We start from the raw sequence: 10,917 nt of genomic DNA, 5'->3' as shown, positions 1-10,917 counted from the left end.
GCCCCGCAAAGACCGCGGGGCCGGACAGAACGACGCTCCTGCCGGAGGGGCGACAACATCGGCCTGGCGGCCGATGGCGCCGGACGGGGCTGGGTTCTAAAGAACTCGGTCTGACATTGAGTGGGAGAGCGGCGGTGGAGCGGGGGTTGGGTTGCGTCGGGAGGTAGGCGCGGGGCTGGTTCTAGAGAAACTCGGTCTGATTTTGAGTGGGAGAGCGGCGGTGGAGCGGGGGTTGGGTTGCGCTGGGAGGTAGGCGCGGGGCTGGGTTTTTAGAGAACTCGGTCTGAGTTTGGGTGGGGGAGCGGCGGTGGGGCGGGGGTTAAGTCGGGCATGGTGCAGCCCAGAACCTCAACCGGCGGCAGTTCCCCTACAGTCCTGCTGACCCGAGTCCCGGACCTCGTCAAACCAGCCCGCTGACTCGTACTCACCAACGAACATCCACCCAGACCGCAGTGGTGGAAAGAAACCGGACCGCCACGGCTGTGCCTGTACGCGGGTGCATGGGGCGTACGGGTAGGGTTCGGACTCGTGCCAGCGCAGCTACTCCCGCGGCCGACATCGGTGTCGCCGACTCCGGTGGCGGCTCTTATGGGCATGCTTGCCAGCCTGGGTGGAGCTGACCTGCGGGGGGCCGCGGAGGTCGCGGTGACCGGCGTCACGCATGACAGTCGGGCGGTCCGGCCGGGTGATCTCTATGCGGCTTTGTCTGGGTCCGTACGACATGGTGCCGAGTTCGCCGCCGACGCGATCAGTTCCGGCGCGGCGGCCATTCTGACTGACCCGGCCGGCGCCGCGATGATCGAGGACGCGCGGCTGCCGATCGTGGTGGTTGACCGGCCGAGGAACGTGCTCGGCAAGGTCGCCGCGCAGGTGTACGGCGACCCCACCAGCCAGCTGACCGTGCTGGGTGTGACCGGTACGAGCGGCAAGACCACCACCGCCTACCTGCTGGAAGCCGGACTGCTCGCGGCCGGCCACGTGACCGGGGTGATCGGCACGGTCGAGACGCGGTATGCGGGCGTACGGCTGCCGAGCGCGCGGACCACGCCGGAGGCGCCGGATCTGCAGGCCCTTTTCGCGGTGATGGTCGAGCAGGGCGTCACCGCGGTGGCCATCGAGGTGTCCAGCCACGCGCTCGCACAGGGCCGGGCGGACGGCATCCGCTTCGCCGTTGGCGCGTTCGCGAACCTGGGCGCGGACCATCTGGACTTCCACGCCGACATGGAGGACTACTTCGCCGCGAAGGCGATGTTGTTCGACGGCCGCTGCCGGCGCGAGGTGGTGAACGTCGACGACGCGTACGGCCGACGCCTGGTCACGGACGAAACCGTGACGGTCTCGACTGGGGGCCTGGAGGCTGACTGGCGGGCCGTCGATATCGACACCTCGGCGGTCCCGCAGACCTTCATGGTGATGGGGCCGCACGACGTACGGCTGCAAGGCTCGGTGCAGCTGCCCGGGCCGTTCAACGTCGACAACGCGCTGCTGGCGATCGCGGTGCTGACCGCCGCCGGCATCGACGCGCGGACCGCGGTGGACGGTGTCGCGAGCTGCGCGGGCGTGCCGGGCCGGTTGCAGCGGGTGGGCGCGGACACTCGGCCGGACCTGCTGTCGGTCGTGGACTACGCGCACAAGCCGGGGGCGGTGGCCGCGGTGCTGGACGCGCTCCGGCCGGTGACTCGCGGTCGGTTGATCGCGGTGCTCGGCTGCGGCGGCGACCGGGACACCGGCAAGCGGCCGCTGATGGGTGAGGCCGGCGCCCGCGGCGCCGACGTCTTGATCATCACCGACGACAACCCGCGGTCCGAGGACCCGGCGGCGATCCGGGCCGCCGCGCTCGCTGGCGCCGCCGCGGTGCCGGCCCGCCAGCGGGCCGAGGTGCTGGAGATCGGCGACCGGGCCGAGGCGATTGAGCGGGCCGTCCGGTTGGCCGGGCCCGGCGACACGGTGGCGATCCTGGGCAAGGGCCACGAGCCATACCAGGAGATCGGCGGTCAGGTGTTTGCGTTCGACGACAGAGAAGAACTGGATCGCGCGCTGCGCGCCACCAACGGGCAGGTGCACGCGTGATCGCGCTGACGCTGGCCGAGGTGGCCGAGCTGGTCGGCGGCCGGCTGACCGGCGGCGCTGACCCGACCGCGACGGTGACCGGCACCGTCGAGTTCGATTCCCGGAAAGTCACCGCCGGCGGCCTTTTCGTTGCCCTTCCAGGCGAAAGAGTGGACGGCCACGACTATGTCGGCACCGCCGCGAAAGCCGGTGCCGTCGCGTCGATGGTGGCCCGCGAGGTGGACGTGCCGGCGATCCTGGTCAGCGACCAGCTGACCGCGCTCGCCGACCTGGCCCACGGAGTTTTGGCTCGGTTGAAGGACATCACCGTCGTTGGAGTGACCGGCTCGTCCGGCAAGACCTCCACCAAGGACCTGCTGGCCCAGCTGCTCGTGAGGCTGGGAGAGACGGTCGCGCCGCCGGAGTCGTTCAACAACGAGATCGGCCACCCGTACACGGTCCTGCGGGCCACCGAGGACACCCGTTACCTGGTGCTGGAGAAGAGTGCGCGCAAGATCGGGCACATCGCCCAGTTGGCCCGGATCGCGCCGCCCAGGATCGGGGTCGAGCTGAACGTGGGTACGGCCCATGTCGGTGAATTCGGCTCGGTGGAAGCGATCGCGACCGCCAAGGGCGAGCTGGTCGAGGCATTGCCGCCGGCCGCCGACGGCGGAGTCGCGGTCCTGAACGCCGACGACGAGCGAGTACGGGCGATGGCCGCCAGAACCAAGGCGCGGGTCGTGCTGGTAGGACGGGCCGAAGATGCCGACGTACGGGCCGAAAACGTCCGTGTCGAGCAGGGCCGGCCAGTGTTCGACATCGTGGTCAAAAACGCGAAAGCGCCGGTCGCGATGCAGCTCTACGGCGAACACCACGTGGGCAACGCGCTCGCCGCGGCCGCCGTCGCGCTGGAGCTGGGCATCTCGCTGGACGAGGTCGCCGCGACGCTGTCCGGCGCCGGTCTGGTCAGCAAACGCCGGATGGAAGTGACGACCCGCGCGGACGGCGTGACGATCGTCGACGACACTTTCAACGCCAACCCGGACTCGGTCCGGGTGGCGCTGCGCAACCTCGCCGAGATCGCCGGTGACCGGCGCCGGTGGGCGGTGCTCGGCGAGATGGCCGAGCTTGGTCCGGGCAGTGTGGCCGAGCACGTGGCGATTGGCCGGTACGCCGTCGAGCTCGGCACCGCCCGGGTGGTGGCGACCGGTCCGGCGGCGACTGGCATCCTCGACGGCGCGCGCGAAGCGGCCGGCACCGAACACGCCGGCACAGAGCGGGCCGCCGCGATGACGGCCGTGGCCGACACTCAGGCGGCGGCCGCACTACTGGTCGCGCAGCTGGCTCCCGGGGACGTTGTGTTGGTGAAAGGATCGAAGGTCGCACACATGGAACAGGTCACAGCAGCGTTGCTGGCACCGGTGGGAGAGCACGACCGGGCGGAGGCTTCCGCGTGAGGTCAGTGCTCGTCGGGGCGGCCCTCGCCTTCCTGCTGACGCTGTTTGGTACGCCGCTGGCGATCCGCTACCTGCGCAAGCTCCGGGTGGGTCAGGAGATCCGCACCGACGGGCCGCAGGCGCACGCTTCCAAGCGCGGCACGCCCACCATGGGTGGCATCGTCTTCATCCTGGCGTCGGTCGTGGCGTACGCCGGGATCCACGTCTACCTGGCGATCGCGCCCTGTACGGGTGCCCCGGGATTCGGCGACACGCAGTGCTCTGACGACCGCAGCGTCACCGCCGGCGGGCTGCTGCTGCTCGGCCTGTTCGTGGGCATGGGCCTGGTTGGCTTCGCGGACGACTACATCAAGGTCCGCAAGCGCCGCAGCCTCGGGCTGAACAAGCGCGGCAAGATCGTCGGTCAGCTGCTGGTCGGCGTCATCTTCGGCGCGCTCGCGGTGATGCTGCCCGACCAGAAGAACCACACGGTCGCCAGTGAGTACATCTCGTTCATCCATGACATCGGCTGGCTGAACATCACCAAGTTCGGCGCCGTGCTGTTCATCGCCTTCGTGGTCATCTCGACCGCGAACGCGGTGAACCTGGTCGACGGCCTCGACGGGCTGGCGACCGGCAGCTCGGTGATGGTCCTGATGGCGTACTCGCTCATCGGCTACTGGGAGTTCCGGCACCCGCACGTCTACCCGGACGTGAGCAACCCGCTCGAGGTCGCGCTGGTGGCCGCGATCGTGGCCGGCGCGTGTTTTGGCTTCCTCTGGTGGAACGCGTCCCCGGCGAAGGTCTTTATGGGTGACACCGGCGCGCTCGGGCTCGGCGGCCTGATCGCCGGTCTCGCGGTCGCCACCAAAACCGAGCTGCTGCTGATCGTGATCGGCGCACTGTTCGTGTTGATCGTGGTCACCGAGATCATCCAGATCGTGTCCTTCCGGACGTTCGGCCGGCGGGTGTTCCGGATGGTGCCGCTGCATCACCACTTCGAGCTGGCCGGCTGGCCGGAGATCAACATCGTGATCCGGTTCTGGATGATCGCGGCGGTCGGCGTGGCGGTCGGTGTCGGCATCTTCTACGCGGACTTCCTGCGCCTGCTGCCATGACCGGGTCGTACGAGGGCCAGCGGCTCGTCGTCGCCGGTGCCGGCGTCTCCGGGGTACCGGTCGCGATGGCCTTGCTGGCGCGCGGCGCGCTGGTAACGGTCGTCGACCGAGCGGCCAGCGAGCGTACGGACCAGCTGGCAGCGGCTGGGGCGACGGTCCTTATAGGCGTCAACGAGCCGCCAGCGGGTACGGACGCGGTCGTCACGTCGCCGGGCTGGCGGCCGGACCACCCGCTGCTGTCGGCGGCGGTGGCCAACGGCATCGAGGTCTACTCCGAGCCGGAGCTGGCCTGGCGGCTGCGGCCGGCCGACGCGGCACCCTGGCTCGCGATCACCGGCACCAACGGCAAGACCACCACGGTCACCATGCTGGCCGCGATCCTGCGAGCCGCCGGCTTGCGGGCGGTCGCGGTCGGCAACATCGGCGACCCGCTGCTTTCCGCGGTCTTGAAGGCCGAGTACGACGTGCTCGCGGTCGAGCTGTCCAGCTTCCAGCTGCACTGGTCGTCCACGCTCGCCCCGGCCGGCGCCGCGTTGCTCAACCTCGCCGACGACCACCTCGACTGGCACGGCGGCTTCGACGCGTACGCGCAGGCCAAGACGCGGATCTGGCGCGGCCGCGACAGCCTCGCGGTGGGCAACGCGGACGACCCGATGGTGTCCAAGCTGCTGGCCGAGCGGGGTGGCCCGCTGGCGTCGTTCACGCTCGGTGCGCCGGACGAGGGTCAGCTCGGCATCGTCGACGGCGTCCTGGTGGACCGCGCGTTCGGCGCTGGTGTGGCGCTGGCGGAGGCGGCGGACGTACGCCCGCCGGGCCAGCACAACGTGGCCAACGCGCTCGCCGCCGCCACGCTCGCCCGCGGCCACGGGGTGTCCGCCGAGGCGGTCCGCGACGGGCTGCGCGGCTACGTCCCGGAGCCGCATCGCAACGCGCTGGTCGGTTCGGTCGCTGGGGTGTCCTATGTGGACGACAGCAAGGCGACGAACCCGCACGCGGCGCTGGCTTCCCTGATGGCGTACGAACAGATCGTCTGGGTGGCCGGTGGCCAGCTCAAAGGCGTGGACGTGGACGATCTCGTACGAACCGTCGCACCGCGGCTGCGGGCGGCCGTGCTGCTGGGCGTGGACCGAGCCCGGATCGCCGCGGCGATCCGGCGACACGCGCCGGATGTGCCGGTCGTCGACGTACCGAGCACCGATGATGGGGTCATGATCGAAGTGGTGGAAAGCGCGCGCCGGCTGGCTCAGCCCGGCGACACGGTGCTGCTCGCACCGGCTGCCGCCTCGCTCGACATGTTCCCCTCATACGGCGCCCGCGGTGACTCCTTCGCTGCCGCGGTGCGTGCGCTCACGCCGTGACGGCCGCTCAGCAGAGCGATCCGCCGCGCACGGTCAGCCCGGAGGACCGGGCCGCGATCAACCCGTTGGCGCCGCTGCAGGGCCTGCTCGGCCGGCCGATGGCGTCGTACTACCTGATCGTGGCGACCACCGGGCTGCTGCTGGCCATCGGCCTGATGATGGTGCTGTCCGCCTCCAACGTCACCGCCTCCCAGTCGGCCGGCCACAACCCGTACTCGATCTTCGTCAGCCAGGCGTCTTACGCGTTGCTTGGCGTGGTGGTCTTCGTGCTGGTGATGCGGTTCCCGGTGCGGTTCTTCCGGATGGTGTCGTATCCGGTCCTGATCGTCTCCGCGGTCGGCCTGTTCGCGCTGGTGGTGGCGCCCGGCCTGGTGCACGGCGTGGCACGGAACGGCTCGTACCGGTGGATCGACGTCGGACCGGTGCTGTGGCAGCCGTCCGAGAGTGCCAAGCTCGGGCTGGCGCTGTGGGGCGCCGAGATCATGGTCCGCAAGCGCAAGCTGATGACCAGCTTCAAGCACCTGGCCGTGCCGCTGTTCCCAGTGGCCGCGGCGCTGCTCGGGCTGGTCGGCACCCACGACCTGGGCACCGGGCTCTGCCTGTTGCTTATCCTGATGGCACTGCTGTGGGTGTCTGGTGTACGGCTGCGGGTCTTCGGGTTGATGCTCACCGCCGCGACGGCCGGCGTGTTCGGTCTGATCGCGGTTGAGCCGTACCGGGTCGCCCGGCTCACGTCCTTCCTGAACCCGTTCCCGGCCGAGGCGCTGGACGGCTACCAGGCCGTGCACGGGCTGCAGGCGTTGGCCACCGGCGGCCTGTTCGGGGTGGGCTTGGGCTCCAGCCGGCAGGCCTGGGGTTATCTGCCGGAGGCGTACAACGACTTCATCTTCGCGATCATCGGCGAGGAACTCGGCCTGATCGGGTGCGTGGTGGTGATCGGGCTGTTCGGGGTGCTCGCGTACACCGGCTTCCGGATCGCCCGTCGGACGGCCGACCCGTACACCCGGCTGGCCGCCGCCACCTGCACGGTGTGGCTGGTGGGGCAGGCGTTCATCAACATGGGCGCGGTGGTGGGGCTGCTGCCGATCACCGGCATCCCGCTGCCGCTGATCTCGTACGGCGGCTCGTCGCTGGTGCTCACGCTGTTCGCGCTCGGCATGTTGGCCGGTTTCGCCCGGGCCGAGCCGGAGGCGGCCGCGATGCTGCACGAGCGCGGCCCTACGCTAGGCACACGGTTGTTCGGCATGCCGCCGGTGCCGGTGGTCGCCAAACCGGCGGCCGCTGGCGGATCGGCCAGGGCACGGCAGCAGCCGGCCCGGCCCGGCGGCCGGAGGAAAAGTAAGCCAGGAGCGGCACCGGCCGGGAGCCGTCCAGAGCGGAGATGACGGGTTTGCCTGAGACACTGCGATCAGTGGTGCTGGCCGGTGGCGGAACCGGTGGGCATATCGAGCCGGCGCTGGCGTTCGCGCAGTGCCTGCGGCGGCACTACCCGGATGTGCGAGTGACCTGCCTCGGTACGCCGAAGGGGCTGGAGACGCAGATCATCCCGGCCCGCGGCTGGGATCTGGAGCTGGTCCCGGCGTATCCGTTGCCCCGCAAGGCGAATCTGGACCTGGTGCGTACGCCGGTCCGGATGGCGCGGGCCACCAAAGCGACCCGCAAGGTGCTGGACTCGGTGTCGGCCGATGTGGTCGTGGGTTTCGGTGGTTACGTGTCGGTCCCGGCCTATCTGGCGGCCTGGCGGCGGCACACCCCGTTGGTGATTCACGAGAAGGACACCCCACCGGGTGTCGCGAACCGGATGGGCGCGCGGCTGACCAAGTGGATCGCGCTGGGCTTCGAGCACCAGCAGGAAGCAGGCCAGTCCGGCGAGGTGGTCGGCGTGCCGCTGCGGCCGGCGATCGCCCAACTGGACCGGGAGGCGACCCGGGACGAGGCCCGCAAGTTCTTCGACCTGGATCCGGACCGCCCGACGCTGGTGGTGACCGGTGGGTCGCAAGGCGCTCGTACGTTGAACGAGGCGACTTTTGGTGCGGCCGCCGCGTTGGGTGCGGCCGGCATCCAGGTGCTGCACATTTATGGTGCCCGCAACGACGAGGTGGTGGCGCCGAAAGACACCGGCGCGCCGTACGTGTCGGTGCCGTTCGTCGAGCGGATGGAACTCGCGTACGCGGCCGCCGACCTGCTGTTGTGCCGCGGTGGCGCGATGACGTGCGCGGAGATTTTCGCGGTCGGGCTGCCGGCGGTTTATGTGCCCTATCCGCACGGAAACGGCGAGCAGCGGCGCAACGCCCTGCCGGTCGTGAGAGCCGGTGGCGGGATGTTGGTGGAGGATTCCGAGCTCACCGTGTCCTATGTGGAGAACATTATTTTGCCGCTGCTGAGCAATTCCGCCGAGCTGGCGAAGATGTCCGCGGCGGCCGGTCGCTACGGCCGGCGGGACGGGGACGAGGCATTGCTGACGTTGGTGGAAAAAGCCGTGGCGCAGGCGGGAGCGAAATGACGGTGCTGTCCGGGGTCGACCCGACCACGATCTCGCCGGACGAGCTGCGGGCCGTCCACCTGATCGCCATTGGCGGGGTGGGCATGAGCGGCATCGCCCGGATCCTGCTGGCCCGCGGCGCCCGGGTTTCCGGCAGCGACGCGCGGGAATGGCCGGCGCTGGACGCGTTGCGCGCTCTCGGCGCGACTGTCCACGTTGGACACGACGTGGAGAATTTGGGCTCAGCGCAAACAGTTGTCTACTCGTCCGCGATCAAGCCGGGAAATCCCGAGCTGGACGCGGCGAAGGAGCGCGGGCTGCGGCTGCTGCACCGGTCCGAGGCGCTGGTGGCGCTGATGGGCGGCCGGCGGGTGATCGCGATTTCCGGCACCAACGGGAAAACCACCACCACGTCGATGATCACGACCGTGTTTCAACACGCTGGCAAGGATCCGTCGTTCGCGATCGGCGGCGACCTGTCCGAGGCCGGGTCCAACGCGCACCACGGCACCGGCGAGTACTTCGTCGCCGAGGCGGACGAGAGCGACCGCTCCTTCCTTCTGTACGCACCAGAAGTCGCGGTGGTCACCAACGTCGAGGCGGACCATCTCGACACGTACGGGACGCTGGACGCGATCGAGGAGGCGTTTGTCGCGTTCTCCGAGCGGATCGTGCCGGGCGGGTTTTTGGTCTGCTGCGCCGATGATCCCGGTGCCCGGCGGCTGGCCGAGCGGGCCAGGGCCGGCGGCGTGACGGTTTACACGTACGGCGAGGCGAACGACGCCGACCTGCGGATGCACGACCTGGAGTCCGGTGCCGGTGGTGGGCATTACCTGGCCACTTTGGACGGTGCCGAGCTGGGTGTCGTGCGAATGCCAGTGCCTGGCCGGCACATCGCGCTGAACTCGGCCGCCGCCCTGCTGGTCGCGGTGAAACTGGAGATCCCGGCCGAGACCGCGATCGCCGCGCTGGCCGCGTACGGCGGGGTCCGGCGGCGGTTCGAGCTGCGCGGGACCGTGGGCGGGATCCGGATCTTCGACGACTACGCGTACCACCCGACCTCGATGTCGGCGCAACTGCGGACGGTGCGCGAGGTCGCCGGCAGCGGTCAGGTCGTGGTGGTTTTCCAGCCGTACCGGTTCAGTCGGACCTCGGTCTTCCAGGAGGGCATCGCGGCCGCGTTGGCGCTGGCCGACGAGGTGATCGTGATGGAGGTGTACGGGCCGGGGGAGCAGCGCGCCCCAGGCGAGGGAGGCGTCGCCCTGCACGCCGCGATCCCGATGGCCGAGCACCGCAAGGTCTTCGTACCGGGCTGGTCGGACGTGCCGGCCGAGGTGGCCAAACGGGCCCGGCCGGGCGATGTGGTGATCACCATGGGCGCGCCGCCGATCGCGATGATGGCGGACGAGATCCTGGTCGCCCTGGAGGCCGACATCCCGGCGGGACGCGAGTAGTGAAGACCGCCGGTACGCCGCGCCGGGAGTCCTGGCGGGTGGTCCACGAACAGGACCAGACCCGGCGTACCGACGACCTGCAGTCCGTGGCCGACCGGATCCGGGCCGGCCACGGCCGGCTCGGCCGCTGGCACCGGCTGATCGCCTGGACCTCGGTCCTCGCGGTGTTGCTGCTGGCCGGCGGCGGGGCTTGGCTGATCTACGGCACGAAGGTCTTGGACGTACAAACGATCAGTGTGGTCGGTGCGCAGACGGTCGACACCGGCGCGATCGTCGACGCCGCCGGCATCCAGCGCGGTGCCGCGCTTTCGCACGTCGATCTCGCCGCCGCGCAGCGCCGCCTGCTGACCGCGCTGCCGCCGCTGGCGTCGGCGGCGATTTCCCGCAGCTGGCCGCACACGGTGGTGATCTCCGTACGGGAGCGGGTCGCGGTGGCGGTGGTTTCCCCCGGCTACCGGGAGATCGACAGCACCGGCGTGGTTTTTCGTACGATGCCCAGCCGTCCGGCGGGGCTGCCGGTGTTGTCGTTGGCGAACCCCGGTCCTAAAGACCCGTCCACCGCCGCCGCTTTGACGGTCAGCCAGGCGCTCTCGCCCGCGCTCAAGTCACAGGTGGCGAGCATCACCGCGCCTTCGCCGTCCCAGGTCACCCTGAACCTGACCGGCGGCCGAACGGTGGTGTGGGGAGACGCCAGCCAGAGCGAGGAAAAGGCGGCCGTCTTGGCAGTTTTGTTGAAGCGCCCAGGGAAGAAATATGACGTGAGCGCCCCGTCCGTGGTCACCGTCCGCTGAGTTTATTGCCGCAGTGCCTGCGGCGGCGCGTGTGGTTCGCGTCGCCGGGGCGCCCAAAAAGCGGGCACCCCACCGCCTCGAACCAGGACGGCCTACGGCCGTCGCGCGGGCGGGGCTGGGTTGTTGGCCGCAGTTCCTGCGGCGGCGCGTGTGGTTCGCGTCGCCGGGGCGCCCAAAAAGCGGGCACTGGCGACGGGTTCAGCGTCGACTGTGGGACAAAATCCCGCAC

8 protein-coding genes are annotated in these 10,917 nt (G+C 70.1%); all 8 read left to right on the top strand.

Translation table 11 applies throughout. The features are described from left to right. The first annotated feature begins 588 nt into the window (after nt 1-588). From ABD301_RS23470 to ABD301_RS23435, 8 genes are read left to right on the top strand one after another with little or no spacing between them, the layout of a single operon-like run. Nucleotides 589-2,070 (top strand): UDP-N-acetylmuramoyl-L-alanyl-D-glutamate--2,6-diaminopimelate ligase, encoded by a 1,482-nt coding sequence (locus tag ABD301_RS23470; RefSeq protein WP_425551973.1) that lies wholly within the window; start codon nt 589-591, stop codon nt 2,068-2,070. Then, nucleotides 2,067-3,506, top strand: coding sequence for a UDP-N-acetylmuramoyl-tripeptide--D-alanyl-D-alanine ligase (locus ABD301_RS23465; protein ID WP_344312602.1), 1,440 nt, complete (start codon nt 2,067-2,069; stop codon nt 3,504-3,506). The genes ABD301_RS23470 and ABD301_RS23465 overlap by 4 nt, the downstream gene beginning before the upstream one ends. Next, a complete protein-coding gene (gene mraY / locus ABD301_RS23460; protein WP_344312601.1) occupies nt 3,503-4,603 on the top strand; it encodes a phospho-N-acetylmuramoyl-pentapeptide-transferase in 1,101 nt (366 codons plus the stop codon). Before ABD301_RS23465 ends, mraY begins: the two co-directional genes overlap by 4 nt. Further along, nucleotides 4,600-5,961, top strand: coding sequence for a UDP-N-acetylmuramoyl-L-alanine--D-glutamate ligase (murD, locus tag ABD301_RS23455; RefSeq protein WP_344312600.1), 1,362 nt, complete (start codon nt 4,600-4,602; stop codon nt 5,959-5,961). Before mraY ends, murD begins: the two co-directional genes overlap by 4 nt. Beyond that, entirely contained in the window at nt 5,958-7,346 is a 1,389-nt protein-coding gene (gene ftsW / locus ABD301_RS23450; RefSeq protein ID WP_344312597.1) for a putative lipid II flippase FtsW, read from the top strand. The genes murD and ftsW overlap by 4 nt, the downstream gene beginning before the upstream one ends. Next, nucleotides 7,343-8,464, top strand: a complete 1,122-nt coding sequence (gene murG / locus ABD301_RS23445; RefSeq protein WP_344312596.1) for an undecaprenyldiphospho-muramoylpentapeptide beta-N-acetylglucosaminyltransferase — start codon at nt 7,343-7,345, stop codon at nt 8,462-8,464. The genes ftsW and murG overlap by 4 nt, the downstream gene beginning before the upstream one ends. Further along, entirely contained in the window at nt 8,461-9,897 is a 1,437-nt protein-coding gene (gene murC, locus ABD301_RS23440) for a UDP-N-acetylmuramate--L-alanine ligase (RefSeq protein WP_344312595.1), read from the top strand. Before murG ends, murC begins: the two co-directional genes overlap by 4 nt. Further along, entirely contained in the window at nt 9,897-10,688 is a 792-nt protein-coding gene (locus tag ABD301_RS23435) for a cell division protein FtsQ/DivIB (protein ID WP_344312594.1), read from the top strand. Before murC ends, ABD301_RS23435 begins: the two co-directional genes overlap by 1 nt. Nucleotides 10,689-10,917: the final 229 nt, after the last annotated feature.

The organism is Fodinicola feengrottensis, from assembly GCF_039530045.1.
GTDB classification, from domain to species: Bacteria; Actinomycetota; Actinomycetes; order Mycobacteriales; family HKI-0501; genus Fodinicola; species Fodinicola feengrottensis.
The sequence above is the reverse complement of the archived record's forward strand: the minus strand, read 5'-3'. Positions and strand labels throughout refer to the sequence as shown.

Coding starts and splice junctions, on each gene's coding strand:
- ABD301_RS23470 (WP_425551973.1), top strand. CDS start 589: ATGGGCATGCTTGCCAGCCTGGGTGGAGCTGACCTGCGGGGGGCCGCG.
- murD (WP_344312600.1), top strand. CDS start 4,600: ATGACCGGGTCGTACGAGGGCCAGCGGCTCGTCGTCGCCGGTGCCGGC.
- murG (WP_344312596.1), top strand. CDS start 7,343: ATGACGGGTTTGCCTGAGACACTGCGATCAGTGGTGCTGGCCGGTGGC.
- murC (WP_344312595.1), top strand. CDS start 8,461: ATGACGGTGCTGTCCGGGGTCGACCCGACCACGATCTCGCCGGACGAG.